This window comes from Dermabacter sp. HFH0086 (assembly GCF_000413375.1).
Classification (GTDB): Bacteria; Actinomycetota; Actinomycetes; order Actinomycetales; family Dermabacteraceae; genus Dermabacter; species Dermabacter hominis.
Genome location: NZ_KE340308.1, coordinates 909,854 through 926,189, shown reverse-complemented (window position 1 = coordinate 926,189; position 16,336 = coordinate 909,854). Strand labels below are relative to the sequence as shown.

Below are 16,336 nucleotides of genomic sequence, written 5' to 3'. Positions count from 1 at the left end.
GGCGAGTGCCGCGTGGAGCGTTACTTCGCCTCGTGCACCTCAGCGTCGCCGCCGGCCACGCTCGAGTCGCTCGACGTATCGGTGGCCTTCACCGTCGGCGTGCTCGCCCTGTGGGAGGCGCGTGCCTCCTGTGCCTTGTCCTTGGCCGCCGATGCCGCGCCCTTCGCGGCGCTCTTGGCCTGCTCGGCAACCTCGGGGGCCTTGTCCTTTACGGTCTCAGCCGCGTCCTTCGCCACCTTCGACACGGTTTCGCGCGCCTGGCCAACCCTCTCCTGCACACGCGGGTCATCGACGTACTGCTTGGCGGTTGCCTCGAGCTTCTCGTAGGGCTCACGGCCCATCTTCGAGCCGATCACAAAACCAATAGCGATGCCGGTCGCAAGAATGAGCTTGTTCTTCATGGTTCCTCCTCCAAGAGGGATGTCTACGGACACAGCCATCGTGGCACACAGTTCTGAGGGCAACTCGGTCGTTGGCTCGACCTCCTCGCAGCCCCAAGCAGCTTTACTCAATCACGGGAGGCGGAGCAGTCGAGCCGCGAATCACGAACCCTGTCTCCAGTTGAAGCCTCCTGGTTACTGATTCTGGATTGGTCAAGAGACCCACGATTGCATTCACTGCGGCAACACCCATCTCATTTAAGGGCTGATCCACGACTGTGAGGGGCGGGGCGCTCTGTTCCGCATACGAAGTGTTGTCGAACCCCACGACACTGAGGTCATACGGAACATGTATCCCAAGACTGCGCGCAGCCTCCAATACTCCCAAGGCTGTTTCATCTGATGCAGCAAATACTGCCGAGGGTCGCTCTTCTTGGTCAAGTAGTTCCAAGCCAGCCTCGAGGCCTCCTTGGAATGTGAAGGGGGCCGTCCTGACAAACTCCTGACGGTATTCGACGCCATGACGCGTGAGCGCACTTCGGTATCCCTCATGTCGATCCGCCGCCGCATCAGACAGAATTGGGCCCGCAATGTGCCCTATTCTCCTATGCCCCAGGTGAAGCAAGTGCTCAGTCGCTTCGCGTCCGCCTGCCCAATTGGTTGCTCCGATTCGCACAATGTCAGATCCAACAGAGTTCGTCGGATCGACGAAAGCTACAGGGAGCCCGAGGTAGCGGATACTTTCTGCAAGGTCCGGGGTCAATGGTGTTGTCACGAAGATAAAGCCATCGGCCTTATGCCCACCGCTCTTGAGCCACTCGCTAAGAGACCCTCCCGAACTATGCTCGCTAGCACTTTCGACTGTGTTAATGAGGACATCGAAACCTCGCGCCGTAGCCGCGCCAAGTACCCCCGTAAGGACTTCTGACGCGTACGGAGATTCGAGCGCGTCAAAGATGATCATCAAACGTCGCGCCTCGAGGTTCACGCTTGGATTGGAGTACCCAAGCACCTGGGCCACTTTTCTCACGCGCGCACGCATCTCCAGACCAACACCGGGGCGATTATTCAGAACCTTAGAGACCGTACCGACGCTGACTCCTGCTTCAGCAGCAACCCTGGCAAGGGTAATCTTCCCACTCACACTTCCCCTAACGAAACTTTTCGCAACTTTTTAGTTTCTACATCTAACTATTTCAGAATTACGCTCGCCAGGCCGCATGTTTGTCCTTACAGTGAAGCTAAGCCCACGAAAAATTTTTCGGTTGGCCCGATGTACCACATGAACTCAAGGAAGAGGACCCCATGTCTCATTCATCATTCACCCTAACTCGACGCTCGTTTAGCATCTTCGGAGCCGGGGCCATCGCTCTAGGTCTCACCGCATGCGGCGGCGGGACAAGGCCGGGGGGTGCTGGGTCGGGCACCACGGCATGGACTCTCACCGGTGGCGCCGAAGCAATGTTCCGCGCCACCTTTGATGAGTGGAACGAGAAACACTCCGACAGCAAAATCAAGGTCGAGTACTTCTCGAACGACTCATACAAAGAAAAGATTCGAACCGCCATTGGGTCGGGTAACCAGCCCACCCTTGTCTACTCGTGGGGCAACGGTGGAACCCTCCGCGACTACGTGAAAAACAACAAAGTCATCGATCTCACTGGGAAGGTCGACGAGGCCGCTAGCCGCGCCCTCCCATCCGTTCTCGACGCTGGCAAGATCGATGACAAAATCTATGCGTTGCCGAACAACAATAGTCAGCCATCGATGCTCTATATCAACAAGAAGCTCTTTGCTGAACATGGCGCGACGGTCCCAACCACATGGGACGAGCTCCTCGCCGCGGTTGATGTATTCAAGGCAGCCGGTGTCACGCCAATCGCTGTTGCTGGCTCAAGCCAATGGCCCTACCTCATGTGGATCCAGTACCTGACCGATCGCATCGGCGGCCCAGAAGTCTTCCAGCGTGTCCTCGACGGCGAACCGGATTCTTGGTCTGACCCGGCGATTAAGGAAGCGCTTGAAAAGATCCAGGAACTCGTCAAAGCCGGTGGCTTTGGCAGTGGCTACGGCTCGGTTGTGTCCGACGCGAGCGCAGACGTGGCTCTCGTCTACACCGACAAGGCGGCCATGATCCTTCAGGGATCGTGGATTTACTCCGACTTCCTGGAAGCAGCAGCTGATTGGATGGCGGAAGGCAATCTCGATGTCGTCGCGTTCCCAGAAGTCCCCGGAGGCAAGGGGGACCTCTCAAATGTCACCGGCAACCCTGCAAACTTCTGGTCAGTGTCCGCAGACGCCACCGAAGAGGACCAAGAGATCGCCATCAAGTTCCTCAACGAGATGAACCTCGGAGAAACGGCGATTAAGGCTCTCATTGAGGCTGGTACTGTCCCGGCCGCTGCCAATATTGAGGAATCTTTGAGTGCGAGCGAGCGCTCTGACTACCTCGAATTCGCTTACGGTCTCGTACGAGATGCGGCGCATTTCCAAATGTCGTGGGATCAAGCCCTCGACGCTGGGCCCGCACAAGCCCTTTTGCAGAACCTGAGCCAGATCTTCCTACTCGACATCACCCCGGACGACTTCATCAAGAACATGAACGGAACCCTGTGATGTCAACTTCGGCACTTCCTCACAAGAAGAAGCCGAAGACCAAGCGTGTCGTAGGTAGGGGGCCAAGCCTTTGGCTCCTTACCCCGGCACTCGCCTTCTTCGTCTTCTTCTGCATCATTCCGCTCATCGGGGTTTTCGTTTTGTCCCTGACTAAGTGGGACGGCATCGGTACTCCGCAGTTCGTGGGTCTCGAGAGCTGGCAGTACGCCCTCTCCAATGACACAACTCTCAATGCCATTCAGCTGACTGTGCTTCTGACGCTTCTTAGCTATGCCGTTCAGTTCCCACTGAGCCTTTTGCTAGGAACCTTCATGGCGGGCGAGCAAACGTATCGTGAGTTCCTTTCGGTGCTGTACTTCCTGCCCATGCTCTTCTCCGCAGCTGCCATAGGCATCGCCTTCAAGGCCTTGTTGGACCCAAATTTCGGGCTTTCCAATGCCTTCGGCCTCGACGTGCTTTCGCAAGACTACTTAGGCCAGCCAAAGCTAGCGTTCTACGTAGTCATCCTGGTGATTTCGTGGCAGTTCGTGCCGTTCCACTCTCTGCTTTACCAGGCAGGGGTTCGTCAGATCCCGAAGACGATGTACGAGGCTGCCCAGATCGATGGTGCGGGCAGAATCAAGCAGTTCTTCTCCATCACGCTTCCGCAGCTGAAGTACACCATCGTGACGAGCTCGACCCTCATGATCGTTGGTTCACTCACGTACTTCGATCTCATTATCACGCTTACGCAGGGGGGACCCGGAATCGCAACCCGAATCCTCCCCCTGGACATGTACTTGCTCGGCTTCCGCAGCAATCTCATGGGGCCAGCCAGTGCCGTTGCGGTGCTTCTCGTGGTCGTGGGTCTGGTCCTTTCGCTTTCACTTCAGAAGCTCTCGGGGTCTGACTCCATGGAAAGTCAATCGGAGGGTGCATAGCCATGCTGAGCTTCATTCGCAAGCACAATGTTCTCGGCGCGCTTGGTGGATGGATCTGGCTACTCATCACGATCGTCCCGATCTATTACATTGTGATCACGAGCCTCAAGCCTCAGTCAGAGTTCTATACAACGAATCCTCTTATCCCTTCAATGCCCTCTTTCGAGGCGTACGGTAGAGTGCTTGAAAATGACTTCGCGATGTACCTTTTCAACAGCCTCTTCGTTGTGGCTTTAACGGTATTCGGTGTCCTTTTTGTATCGACTCTTGCTTCATATGTGATCGTTCGTTCGCACTCTCGTATCGCACGCTTATGCAACAAGTTCTTCTTGCTCGGAATCGCGATCCCAATTCAGGCAATCATTATCCCCGTTTACCTGATCATCGTGGAGATCGGCCTCTACGACACCTTGTGGGCCCTCATCTTGCCGGGAATTGCATCTGCAATCCCCATCACGATCATGATCCTCGTGAACTTCATGCGTGACGTCCCCAATGAACTCTACGAATCAATGATTGTTGACGGGGCAAGCGACTGGAAAATCTTTCGGAAGCTTGTTCTCCCACTGTCGATGCCGGCCATCACCACAGTTGGAATCTACGACGCTCTCAATGCTTGGAATAACTTCCTCTTCCCATTGATCCTCACGCAGAGCGGCGATAAGCGGACCCTGCCGATGTCGCTATGGACTTACCAGGGTGAGTTCCAGGCAGATATTCCAGCAGTTCTCGCGGCAGTCACACTGTCCGCCGTGCCAATTCTCGCAATGTACATCTTTGGCCGACGCCAACTTGTCGCGGGTCTCACCGCGGGCTTCGGCAAGTAACCGCACTTCAACTACTCAAGGAGTTTTCCCCATGTCGACTCTCTATGTTTCTGCTTCTGCCGCCCCCGGGGGCGTTGGCACCAAGGATCAACCGTTCCGCACCATTAGCGAGGCTGCCGCTGTAGCTGTTGCTGGTGACACCGTCGAAGTCGGTGATGGCACTTACCGAGAATGGGTCAAACCCAGCAATCCTGGCCTTAGCGATACCCGACGTATCACTTTTCGCGCAGCGGAGGGGTGCCGCCCTGTTGTGAAAGGCTCCGAGATCATTGACACGTGGGAAGATCAGGGCAAAGGCGTCTGGAAGGTTGACGTTCCTAACTCTTTCTTCGGTGATTTCAACCCTTACAAAGAAATACTCTTCGGCGACTGGCTTCTCACCCCGGCACCGGAAGGGCCACACAAGCACCTTGGCGAGGTATACCTCAACGGCGAAGCCTTTTTCGAAGTTACGAGTCTCGAAGACGTCAATCGCCCAATGGAACGCGAAAACGTCTACGACGACTGGACCGGGGTTGCAGTAGACCCCGAGAGCTACGCGCATGGAGGGCGCGTCTGGTATTGCGAAGTCGATACCGACTCGACTCACATCTGGGCCAATTTCGGATCTGTGGACCCTAATGAGGAACTCACTGAGATCAATGTTCGCCGAAGCGTATTTTTTCCTGTCGAAGCCCACGTCGACTTCATCACCGTTGCTGGGTTCGAGATGGCTCATGCTGCGACACCATGGGCGCCACCAACCGGTGATCAGCCCGGCTTGATCGGCCCAAAGTGGGCGAAGGGTTGGATTATTGAGAACAACCTCATCCACGACGCAAAGTGCTCGGCTGTTTCTCTCGGGAAGGATGCGACGACAGGCGATAACTACCACCAAAAGCGTTGGGATAAGCCTGGCTACCAGTACCAACTCGAATCGGTCTACGAGGCCTACATGCTGGGGTGGTCGAAGGAACGCATCGGCTCGCACGTTGTCCGTAACAACGAGATCTATAACTGCGGCCAGAACGGCATCGTAGGGCACCTCGGTTGCGTCTTCTCACGAATCGAAAACAACCATATCCACCACATCGCTACGCGGCGTGAGTATTTCGGTCACGAGATTGGTGGCATCAAACTCCATGCCCCTATCGACACGGTGATCGCTAATAATCGTATTCATGACTGCACACTTGGCATCTGGCTCGACTGGGAGATCCAAGGCACCCGGATTAGCCGAAATGTCCTCTATCGCAACAACCGCGACATCTTTTTGGAGGTCTCACACGGTCCTTATGTCGTCGACTTCAACGTCTTCGGCTCTAAAGCAGCGGTGGAAAATGTCGCCCAGGGCGGTGCCTACATCCATAATCTGCTTCTAGGCACCTTGCGCCAAGAGCACGTCCGCGACCGCGCAACGCCGTACCACCTGCCCCATTCGACCGCGCCAAAGGGATATGCAGTGATCGAGGGCGGCGACGATCGCTACCGCGGCAACATTTTTGCCGGCGACTCGGTTGAATCGGCGTACAACTTAGATCGCATTCTGCCTGATCTTGAGAAGTCGATCGTCGGTCTCGGCACCGACGGCTTCGGAGATTTCCCTGCAACCATGGATGAATACATCGAGGCAAGGAAAGCCTACGGAAACGCTGATCACATGGCTTTCCTCGGCGCCCTCCAACCCATCGAACTTCGCGACAATGCCTACAGTGGAAACGCCCAGCCCCTAGCACGTGAGGAAGGCGCACTCTCACTCCCAGGGGCACAGTTCTCAATAGTCGAAGAGGAGGATGGCGTTTATCTTGAAGCTGAGCTACCAGAGAGCTTTGCTGCAGGCGAGGCTCAGACTTGCGCTCTCCATGATCCCTACTCTCCTACTCGTTTCTCCTACGCAGATTTCGAAGACGCGGACGGATCCCCGGTGTCGTTCGAGGTGGATGTAACAGGCGAAAAGGTTGGCGACACACCGGGTCGCGGACCGGTTGCCGCTCTGTCCGCGGGACATAGTCGCGTAAAAGTCTGGGGTTAATTCCTCCTATAGACCGATCCCTTCTAAGCTACGGAAAGGCTCCTCGCCACGATCACGGTGGCAGAGGAGCCTTTCCCGTGCTCTTCACCCCTCTTCGCCTAGCGGGTAGTGCAACCGTGGGCTTGGGTTTTGGTGTAGTCGTTTCTCGCAGCCCCTCAACAAGCGATATAAACACGGCCATCCTCCACGCCGCCGTCTTGTATCGACTCCGGCAAGAAGAAAAGAACGGTGGATGAGAATTTCTCATCCACCGTTCTTCGTCAAGCGCCGTATGAACTCCTATGCGGCGCGTTTCTTGTTCACGAGGTCGAAGGCCACGGCACCGAGGAGAACGATGCCTTTGATGGCCTGTTGCCATGCGGGATCGACCGCGAGGATGGAAAGGCCGATGTTCAAGACGCCCATGATGAGCGCACCAATCATGGCGCCCGAGATCTTGCCAACACCGCCGGTGACTGCGGCGCCACCGATGAAGCAAGCGGCAATGGCATCAAGCTCGTAACCTTGGCCAGCATTCGCCACTGCAGCACCGGCGCGCGACGTGACGACGATGCCCGCAATCGACGCGAGAACACCGGCAATGAGGAAGACGTTGAAGGTGACAGCCTTCGCGTTCACACCTGACAACGCAGCCGCCTTGTAGTTTCCACCTACCGCGTAAATGTTCCGCCCAAACGGCGTCTGGCCGAGCACCCACGCGAAAAGAAGCACGAGAATGCCGACAATGCCCAGAATAATGGGGAAGCCTCCAGTGGAGTTGGCGAGCAAGAATGTAAAGAGTGCAATAATCAGCGATACAAAAATGATCCGCGCCCAGAACATACCCGCGGGAGACACCTCAAGCTCATGTGCTCTCCTTAAACAGCGAGCCCGAAGCTGAGAAAGGATAAACGATACGATTGCGGCGATGCCGAGGAGCAGGGTAATGCCCTCTAGATAGCCGATGGCCGGAGTATTCGTGAAGCCAAGAACGTTCGGCACCGCGCCGTTACCAATCTGAATGAACGACGGCGAAAATCCGGAAATCGTTTGGCCGACGAGTAGTTGTGCAAACCCGCGAAAGATCATCATGCTTGCGAGGGTGACGATAAACGCCGGAATTCCGACGTAGGCCACCCAGAAGCCTTGCCACGCGCCAACAGCAAGGCCAACGAGAAGGCACAAAATGATCGCAAGGACCCAGTTCATGTGCCAGCTCATGGTGGCGACACCGAAGACACCGCCGATCATCGCAACGGTCGAACCGACGGAGAGATCGATATGGCCTGCGATGATGACGAGCATCATGCCGATCGCAAGGATCATGACGTAGGCGTTCTGTTGGATAAGCGAGGCGATGTTGTCTGGCACGAGAAGTCGCCCGCCGGTGAGAATCTGAAAGAGAATGACGATGCCTATGAGGGCAATGATGAGGCCTGACTCACGCACATTGAGAGTCCTCAGCCACTTTGGCTTTGCTTTTGTGTTTTCTACGGTTTCTGTTGATGCGCTCACGCTGCCGCACCTGCCTTCTGATTGGTCATGAGGCGCATGAGGGCCTCTTGTGAGAATTCGTTTCGGCCGAGTTGGCCTGTGATGCTGCCTTCGTTGAGGGCATATATGCGATCGCATATCCCGATGAGTTCGGGCATCTCGGAAGAAATTACGAGCACTGCCTTCCCCTCGTCGGCGAGAGCATTGATGAGCTCGTAAATCTCGTACTTTGCTCCCACGTCGATGCCGCGCGTGGGTTCGTCAAGGATGAGAATCTCCGGATCGGTATAAAGCCACTTAGCGAGAGCGACCTTCTGCTGGTTTCCTCCGGAAAGATTGCCGACGGCTTCGCCGGTATCTTGTGTTTTGATCCTTACGCTTGAGCGATAGCGCTCGGCCACACGCATCTCCTCATTTGAGTTGATCATCGCGTGCTTCGTGAGTTTCTTGAGATTTGCTGAGGAGATGTTCGTCCGAATTGATTGGATGAGGTTGAGGCCTAGCTCTTTGCGATCCTCAGAAACGTAGGCAAAGCCGTTATCGATTGCTTTGCGTACGCTCGAGGTGTCTACAAGGTTTCCCGCCTTGTACACTTCACCGGAGCGGTATGTTCCGTATGAGCGGCCAAAAAGACTCATCGCGAACTCGGTACGACCGGATCCCATGAGTCCGGCGATTCCCACGATCTCGCCACTCTTGACGTCGAGTGAAATTTCCTTACTGACGAAGCGGTGAGGGATGGTCGGATGCTCAACCGTCCAGTTTTCGACTCTGAGCAATTCCTCGCCGACGTTCGGCTCGTGTTCGGGGTAGCGGTGATCGAGGCTCCTGCCGACCATTCCACGGATAATGCGGGCTTCATCGATCGCGCCCTCGTCCGCCACGTGGAATGTCTCGACGGTAAGCCCATCGCGGATGATCGTGACGGAGTCAGCGATCGCGGCGACCTCGTTGAGCTTGTGGGAAATGATCACGCACCCCACGCCCTCAGCGCGCAATTGTCGGACGAGCTCGAGCAGCTGTTCCGAGTCATCGTCGTTAAGGGCGGCCGTGGGCTCGTCCAGAATGAGGATGCGGACGTCCTTCGAAAGCGCTCGCGCAATCTCGACGAGTTGTTGCTTCCCCACGCCCAAGTTGCCGACGAGAGTGTCAATACTTTCGTCTAGGCCTACCTTGGCGAGAAGGCGAGTTGCTTCTTGCCGCATGGGCTGCCAGTTGATCCCAAACCGTGCGGTTTTGGCGCGGCCCAGGTAGATATTTTCGAGGATCGAAAGATTGGGCGCGAGCGCGAGTTCCTGGTGAATGATGGCGATTCCCGCCTTCTCGCTATCGCGAATCGATTTGAACTCGACCTCGCTACCGTCGAGCACGATGGCACCTTCATACTCTCCCGCCGGATACACCCCCGAGAGAACTTTCATGAGGGTGGATTTGCCGGCTCCGTTTTCACCACAAATTGCGTGAACGGCACCTTTGGCGACTTGAAGATCTACTCGATCGAGCGCAACAACAGGGCCAAAAGTCTTTCGGATTCCCTGCATCTCAAGGATGATTGGCGTTTCTTGCACCATGCCGGTCAGAGCCCCAGATCAGCTTCTGTGTAGTACTCAGAATCCACGAGGATCTCTTTGTAGGTGTCCTTCGTGACGACGGCCGGGTCGAGGAGGTAGGTGGGAACGTCCTTTTTCCCGTTGTTGTACTCCTTGCCCTCGGACACTTCGACGTCCGCTCCTTTAATGATCTGGTCGACCATTGTGAAGGCGCGTTCGCCAAGCTTTCGAGTGTCTTTGAAGACGGTCATCGACTGCTTGCCAGCGATAATGCTCATGACGTTCGCTTTGTCAGCGTCTTGCCCGGTGAGGAGAGGCCAGTTGTCACCGACCTTGTAACCGCGAGCGTCGAGGGCTTGAGCAATTCCAAGCGCGAGTGAGTCGTTGGGGGACAGCACCGCGTGAAGCTCGGTTCCATCTGCATAGAAAGAGTTGAGTCGGGTCTGCATCTCCGATTGTGCTTGCGCGCTGTCCCATCCGAGAATGCCGATTTGCTTCCAGCCTTCCGGGCTTGCGGGGACCTTTCCCGACGGCGACGTAAAAGCCCCAGATTCGAAGTGCTCGGCGAGAACATCCCACGCTCCGCCGAAGAACTGTGCAGCATTGGGATCATCAGGCGATCCACCGAATAACTCAACATTCTTTGGTTTTTGAGGATCTGGTTCGAGCGTGTCGACGAGGTACTGCCCCTGATACGAACCAACGGTGCGGTTGTCGAAGCTTACGTAGTACCCGATGCCCTCGGTTGCTTCAATCAAGCGGTCGTATGCAACCGTCGGGATTCCCTTTTCGGCAGCAAGGTCAACGACTGGCGCGAGCATGGTTCCGTCGATCGGCGCGATCACAAGCACATCGACGCCCTGGTTGATCATGTTCTGGATCTGGCTGAACTGCATGTCCGGCTTATTGTCGGCGTATTGCAAGCTCGTCGAGAATCCAGCCTCTTTCAAAAGGCGATCAAGATTACCACCATCACGGCTCCACCGCTCAAGATATTTGGTAGGCATGGAAACGCCGACAGTGGCGTTACTCGGGTCGATCTTTCGGCTTGTGGTTGGGCGCTCCGCCACGCATCCGCTCAACAAGAGTGAGACGAATAGTGGCGCAGCGAGAACCGCACGCCTTCCTACAGTGTGGTTCACGGTGTTCTCCTTCGAACTATTGGCTCGCGCAGAGCTTTGTGGGGTTACGGTTGATACGGCTTTTCAGCCGCGTGCTTCTTGGTACGCCTCGAGAACTTGGGGTGCACTTTCGCCCGAATAGCTCTGGGTTCGGCCAAAGGACCATTCGGGTGCTGTGTCGCCACCATGGAGAGCCCAGGCCGCCTGGCGAGCTGCTCCGAGAGCCACGTACTCGGCTGGTTCGGGTACAAGGATTTCGCGCCCGAACACCGTGGGAGCTAATTCACGCACAGCACGCGACTTGATACCTCCACCGATGAAAAGAAGTCGCTCGCTCTGTTCTCCGGAGACATTCTCGAGGAATCCGACGGCGTCGGCGAGAGAGCAAAGGAGCCCTTCGACACATGCGCGAGCAATGTCCTCTCGACGAGTCTTGCGAGTGAGCCCAAAAAGCGTTCCTGTTGCTTCCGGTCGGTTCGGGGTGCGCTCTCCATCAAGATAAGGAATGAAGACCACACCTCGAGCGCCGGGTTCAGATGCGAGCGCCATTTCACCGAGGTTCTCGTAATCCACCCCAAGAATTTGGCACCCGAAGTCGAGGATCCGCGAGGCGTTGAGAGTGCACGCAAGCGGAAGCCAGCGACCGGTGGCATCCGCGAAACCGGTCACGGCGCCAGTAGGATCGGCGACGGGCGCATCAACGACCATCGCCGCGACACCCGAAGTTCCGATAGAGACCGAAACATCCCCTCTTCCAAGCCCGAGCCCGAGGGCTGCTGCCATATTGTCGCCAGTTCCGGGAGCGATCGCTGCGCCGCTTTTGGTCTCACCCATGATTTGATTCGGCTTCCCGGCAATCTCCGGCGCTTCAAAGTCATGACCAAGCGCTTGAATACGAAGTTCAGGATCGTAACCGTTGAGTTTCGGGGAAAAGTACGCGGTACCCGATGCATCGCCGCGATCGGTGAAGAATCCGCCGCGAGCATCGAGAACGTGGTTGATGTAATCGTGCGGAAGCACAACGCGCGAGGTGCGTTCGGCGTTTTCCGGTTCATTGTCACGCATCCATCGCAATTTCGTCGCAGTTAGTGATGCAACGTGAACACTACCGGTTCGCTCGGCCGCAGCGGCGGGGCCACCCAATTCCTCAATGAGGTCTCGGGCGGCGCCCGCGCTCCGCGTGTCGTTCCAGAGAAGCGCGTCCCGCACGACGTTTCCTTCGGCATCGAGTGCAACCATGCCGTGCTGTTGACCACCGACAGCGACAGCTTGGGCGCGCTCGAGGAGCGGTCCGGCTGCGTGTTCGAGTGCGTCGAGCCAGGCCTGAGGGTTGACCTCGGTTCCATCGGGGTGCGGTGCGCGGCGTTCCTCGACGATCTCGCCGCTTTCGGCCTCAACGAGGAGCGCCTTGGTGGACTGGGTCGAGGAGTCAATCCCTAGAACGAGTGCCATGCGATATCAGGCCCCAAATCCCATGAGGTGGCGCATCGCGAGCTGGTGCAGGCGCACGAAACCATAGTTACGTTCGCCGGCTTTATCGGCATCGAACTCCTCGTAGGCCGACTTATCGGCAAGGATGTCTTCGAGCGTTTCACCTTCGCCAATGGTCGGTTCCGCGAGCTCGTCGATACCCGAGTATGCGAGGGCTTCTTGGACTTCGGGGTCCTGACGGAAAGCCACGGCGCGTTCCTTGAGCATAAGGTACATTTCCATGTTCGCGGCGGCCGCGTCGTACTGGCCCTTCTCGTGTTCGGTTCGCGAAGGCTTGTAGTCGAAGTGGCGCGCACCGTCAAAAGCGCCAGGGCGCGACGGGAAGCCGTTCTCGAGCAAGTCGACGGTGAAGAACGCTTGAATGAGATCGCCGTGGCCGAACACAAGGTCCTGGTCATACATGGGACCATGCTGACCATTGAGGTCAATGTGGAAGAGCTTGTTGCTCCACAGGGCCTGGGCGAGACCATGGTTGTAGTTCAATGTAGCCATCTGCTCATGGCCCGTTTCGGGGTTGATTCCGACAACGTCGCCATTATCGAGTTGCTCGATGAAGGCGAGGGCGTGGCCGATGGTGGGAAGGAAAATGTTGCCTCGGGGTTCGTTGGGCTTGGGCTCGAGACCGATACGAAGGTCGTAACCCTTTGACTTAATGTAGCCGGCGACTGTGTCGATGCCTTCGGCATAGCGCTGGAGCGCTGCATAGAGGTCTTTCGAGGAGTCGTACTCCGAGCCTTCACGACCACCCCACATAACGAATGTCTTGGCGCCGAGCTCGGCAGCAAGGTCCACGTTCTTGAGGACCTTGCGAAGGCCGTATCGACGAACAGAGCGATCGTTCGAGGTGAATGCGCCGTCCTTGAAAATAGGGTGCGCAAACGTGTCGGTCGTGACCATCTCAGTCACGAGGCCGGTTTCTTCTGTCGCCTTCTTGAGACGATTGATCATCTCTTCACGCTCGGCATCGGTGGCATCGAACGGGAAAAGGTCGTTGTCGTGGAACGTGTAGCCCCACGCACCGAGATCGGCGAGCTTGCGAAGGTGATCTTCGAGCTTGAGGGCCGGACGGGTAGCAAGGCCAAACTGGTCGCGTGCCTCCCAGCCGGTTGTCCAGAGGCCAAAGGTGAATTTGTCGTCGCGAGTGGGCTGCGGAGCTGCCATGATAGGCACCTTTCGTCATCGAGGTGATCGACTCTCGCCGATCGGCTTTGTCGGCAAGGCCGACGATTGACTAGCAATAGTTAGTTTCTTTTACTAACATAGCTCTGTCAAGTCGATTCCTGCAAGAGCCGCACTCGCTTGTCCGACACCTCCGCGGCCGCTCGTAAAATGAAGGGCGCTATGCAACCTACGGACCTTCGCTCCCACAATCTCGCCCGAGTTCTCACCGCGATCGTTCGAACCCCCGAACCGCTTTCACGCGCAGGGATCGCCGCCGCAACTGGCCTCACGAAACCAACCATTTCGAAACTCGTAGAAACACTCATCGATGAGAAGCTCATCATTGAAGGGCCTCTCCAGCGCACAGGCGGGTCGGGACGGCCGACGACTCCCCTTCTACCTGCACCCAAAACCGTGTGCGGTCTAGGGATTCAAGTGAGCGCCGATCACGCCGCCATTCTTGCGCGCGATCTCGCAGGCGAGACGCTCATTACTCACAAGGAGTACGGCACTAACCACGGACGCCCTGACCGCGCTGCCGAACTCGTAGGCCAACTCATCTCCGATGCCCACAGTGCTTTGCCTGAAGGCTGCACCATCGCTGGCATTACGATCGCCGTTCCTGGCCGAATGAGTGCCGATCGCACGAAAGTTGTCTCCTCCCCCGGTCTCGATTGGGCCGATATTGATTTCGCCTCGATGGTTCACACGGCAGCCATCAGAAAAGTGACCGCACCCGCAGCTCTTCCGAGCCCCCTTCTCGGAAATGACACACGTCTCGTAGCGCGCTCCGAGCTCATTTCCCGAGCGGAAGAATCTTTCTTACTCGTCCACGGCGAAACAGGGATCGGTGGAACCATCGTTCTCAACGGCGAAATTCTCCACGGGGACTTGGGGTGGGCCGGGGAGATCGGACACACAACTCTCGACCCCCATGGTCCGCGCTGCCAATGTGGCCGAAGAGGCTGCCTGGAAGCCTTCGCGAGCGCATGGGCCCTTCGGGAGGCAGCGCATGTGCCCGAACACGTACACATTGACGAACTTGCGCATCGCATTGATGGCGCCGTTCTCGAAAAAGCGGGGCTCTGGCTCGGGGTTGCCATTTCCAGTGCACTGACACTACTCGACCTCCAAACGGTAATCCTTTCGGGGTATTTCGGCGAGCTCTTCGATGCAATCGAAACGCCGGTGCGGCGCGCGATGGACGCACACTGCCTCAGCGCCCCAAGCGCCCCCATAACCCTTGCCAAGTCCGCCTTCGCAGGCGACTCCACCCTCGTGGGGGCAACCCAGTACGCACTTTTACCGCTTCTCAACGACCCGGTGAGTTGGATCGAGCGCGACCGCTCTCGAGCGGTACATACGCCACTGGAGCGCGCGTAATGGAAACAATCGTTGGGGTCGCCCACTACATCACTGACCTTGGGGCCGCGATCGCCCTCCCCGTCATCATCACGCTCTTTGGTTGGTTTCTTGGGCTACCGTTCTCGAAGGCGTTCCGCGCTGGCCTCACGATCGGTATTGGTTTCATCGGTGTGGGCCTCGTTATCACGCTCATGAGCGACCAGGTGAGCCCGGCTGCGCAGTCGATGGCGGGGCGTTTCGGCGTCGGCCTCGATATTGTCGATGTGGGATGGCCTTACATGGGGGCAGCAGCGTACGCCACGCTCTACGGTGCGGCAATTATTCCGCTCGTGGCGGGCATGAATCTCCTATATCTCGCGCTGGGCCTCACCCGAACCTTCAACATCGATCTCTGGAACTACTGGACAAGCGCTTTCGTAGGTGCGCTGGTCGGCGAAGTTACGGGATCCTTTGTATGGGGTCTCGTTGGTGCGGCCGCACACATGACACTCATGCTGGCCCTTGCTGACCTCACAGCGCCCATCTTCCAAAAGTACTTCGAGCTGCCAGGTCTCTCTCTGGCGCACGGGACCAGCTCTCCGTACGGCCTGTTTGCCATCCCCCTCAATTGGCTTTTCGACCGAATCCCGGGCTTCAACAAGCTTGACGCGACCCCCGAGACCATTCAGAAGCGACTGGGCATGATCGGAGAACCTATGATCATGGGGCTCTTCCTCGGCCTGTTCATCGGTACCTTGAGTTTTGCGGGAACCTCGACCCCTCCTGACGACGTCAAGAAGATTCTCACATTGGCCATCTCAATGGCCGCGGTGATGCACCTTCTACCGCAGATGGTTGGGGTCTTAGTTGGTGGGTTATTACCCATTTCCGAGGCTGCCCAAGCCTTCGTCAAAAAACGCTTTCCCAGCCGCACCCTGTATATCGGCGTTGACTCCGCAGTAGCGGTCGGCCACCCAGCTGTGATCGCTTCTGGTCTCCTCCTGATACCCATTACCCTGGCCCTTGCAATCGCACTCGAGCCCTTGGGGAATCGAGTACTTCCGCTTGTTGATCTTGCCGCAACTCCCTTCATCGTGGCGCTCATGGTCGCGGTATTTCGTGGAAACATCATTCGTACGGTCGCAGGGGCCACAATTCTTCTCGTGCCCGGTCTTTTCATGGCGACATGGGTAGCACCGCTCTGCACCGCTGTAGCAGCGGATACACATGTAGGTACAGACTCCAGCGCTGCAACCGTCATCTCTCTCACCCCGGGGGCGAATCCCGCAAACTGGTTTTATCCCGCTCTTGCTTCACTTGGGGACTGGTGGGTCGTTGCAGGTGCAGTTCTCTCGTTCAGCGCTCTTGCGATCGTCGCAGCGCGCGATAAGCACGGCGAGCACACCAACGCCAATAGCCAGGCAGGACTTGACTAACTTGGG

The 16,336-nt window shown here is 57.1% G+C and carries 13 protein-coding genes; 6 read left to right on the top strand and 7 right to left on the bottom strand.

All coding sequences use genetic code 11. The annotated features are described in order from the left end of the window. Nucleotides 1-20: 20 nt before the first annotated feature. Together HMPREF1484_RS04005 and HMPREF1484_RS04000 are read right to left on the bottom strand one after the other, a co-directional pair. Complete coding sequence (locus tag HMPREF1484_RS04005) at nucleotides 21-401, bottom strand: hypothetical protein (protein WP_016663739.1); 381 nt, start codon at nucleotides 399-401, stop codon at nucleotides 21-23. A gap of 103 nt (nucleotides 402-504) precedes the next feature. Further along, entirely contained in the window at nucleotides 505-1,524 is a 1,020-nt protein-coding gene (locus HMPREF1484_RS04000; protein WP_016663738.1) for a LacI family DNA-binding transcriptional regulator, read from the bottom strand. Between the two features lie 317 nt (nucleotides 1,525-1,841). Between HMPREF1484_RS04000 and HMPREF1484_RS03995 the strand changes: the two genes are divergently transcribed. Genes HMPREF1484_RS03995 through HMPREF1484_RS03980 form a run of 4 tightly spaced genes read left to right on the top strand, consistent with a single transcriptional unit; the run spans nucleotide 1,842 to nucleotide 6,754 of the window. Further along, nucleotides 1,842-2,996 (top strand): extracellular solute-binding protein, encoded by a 1,155-nt coding sequence (locus tag HMPREF1484_RS03995; RefSeq protein WP_232049686.1) that lies wholly within the window; start codon nucleotides 1,842-1,844, stop codon nucleotides 2,994-2,996. Further along, nucleotides 2,996-3,916: a carbohydrate ABC transporter permease gene (locus HMPREF1484_RS03990; protein ID WP_016663736.1), complete on the top strand. Its 921-nt coding sequence runs from the start codon at nucleotides 2,996-2,998 to the stop codon at nucleotides 3,914-3,916. The genes HMPREF1484_RS03995 and HMPREF1484_RS03990 overlap by 1 nt, the downstream gene beginning before the upstream one ends. A gap of 2 nt (nucleotides 3,917-3,918) precedes the next feature. Continuing rightward, nucleotides 3,919-4,743 (top strand): carbohydrate ABC transporter permease, encoded by an 825-nt coding sequence (locus tag HMPREF1484_RS03985; protein ID WP_016663735.1) that lies wholly within the window; start codon nucleotides 3,919-3,921, stop codon nucleotides 4,741-4,743. Nucleotides 4,744-4,774: 31 nt separating this feature from the next. After that, nucleotides 4,775-6,754, top strand: a complete 1,980-nt coding sequence (locus HMPREF1484_RS03980; protein WP_016663734.1) for a right-handed parallel beta-helix repeat-containing protein — start codon at nucleotides 4,775-4,777, stop codon at nucleotides 6,752-6,754. A gap of 279 nt (nucleotides 6,755-7,033) precedes the next feature. On the opposite strand, the gene mmsB is transcribed toward HMPREF1484_RS03980, so the two are convergent. The 5 genes from mmsB to xylA form a co-directional block, all read right to left on the bottom strand. Beyond that, a complete protein-coding gene (gene mmsB, locus HMPREF1484_RS03975; protein ID WP_016663732.1) occupies nucleotides 7,034-8,248 on the bottom strand; it encodes a multiple monosaccharide ABC transporter permease in 1,215 nt (404 codons plus the stop codon). Next, nucleotides 8,245-9,768, bottom strand: coding sequence for a sugar ABC transporter ATP-binding protein (locus tag HMPREF1484_RS03970; RefSeq protein ID WP_269472710.1), 1,524 nt, complete (start codon nucleotides 9,766-9,768; stop codon nucleotides 8,245-8,247). The genes mmsB and HMPREF1484_RS03970 overlap by 4 nt, the downstream gene beginning before the upstream one ends. A 35-nt stretch (nucleotides 9,769-9,803) precedes the next feature. Continuing rightward, nucleotides 9,804-10,919 carry a sugar-binding protein gene (locus tag HMPREF1484_RS03965; RefSeq protein ID WP_016663730.1) on the bottom strand — a complete coding sequence of 372 codons (1,116 nt, stop codon included), beginning with the start codon at nucleotides 10,917-10,919 and terminating at the stop codon, nucleotides 9,804-9,806. 63 nt (nucleotides 10,920-10,982) lie between these two features. Next, nucleotides 10,983-12,350: a xylulokinase gene (gene xylB / locus HMPREF1484_RS03960; RefSeq protein ID WP_016663729.1), complete on the bottom strand. Its 1,368-nt coding sequence runs from the start codon at nucleotides 12,348-12,350 to the stop codon at nucleotides 10,983-10,985. A 6-nt stretch (nucleotides 12,351-12,356) separates the two neighbouring features. Next, entirely contained in the window at nucleotides 12,357-13,550 is a 1,194-nt protein-coding gene (gene xylA, locus HMPREF1484_RS03955; RefSeq protein WP_016663728.1) for a xylose isomerase, read from the bottom strand. A 180-nt stretch (nucleotides 13,551-13,730) separates the two neighbouring features. Here xylA and HMPREF1484_RS03950 point away from each other — a divergent pair, with 180 nt between their 5' ends. Together HMPREF1484_RS03950 and HMPREF1484_RS03945 are read left to right on the top strand one after the other, a co-directional pair. Next, a complete protein-coding gene (locus tag HMPREF1484_RS03950; protein ID WP_016663727.1) occupies nucleotides 13,731-14,933 on the top strand; it encodes an ROK family transcriptional regulator in 1,203 nt (400 codons plus the stop codon). Then, nucleotides 14,933-16,330 (top strand): PTS galactitol transporter subunit IIC, encoded by a 1,398-nt coding sequence (locus HMPREF1484_RS03945; RefSeq protein ID WP_016663726.1) that lies wholly within the window; start codon nucleotides 14,933-14,935, stop codon nucleotides 16,328-16,330. The genes HMPREF1484_RS03950 and HMPREF1484_RS03945 overlap by 1 nt, the downstream gene beginning before the upstream one ends. Nucleotides 16,331-16,336: the final 6 nt, after the last annotated feature.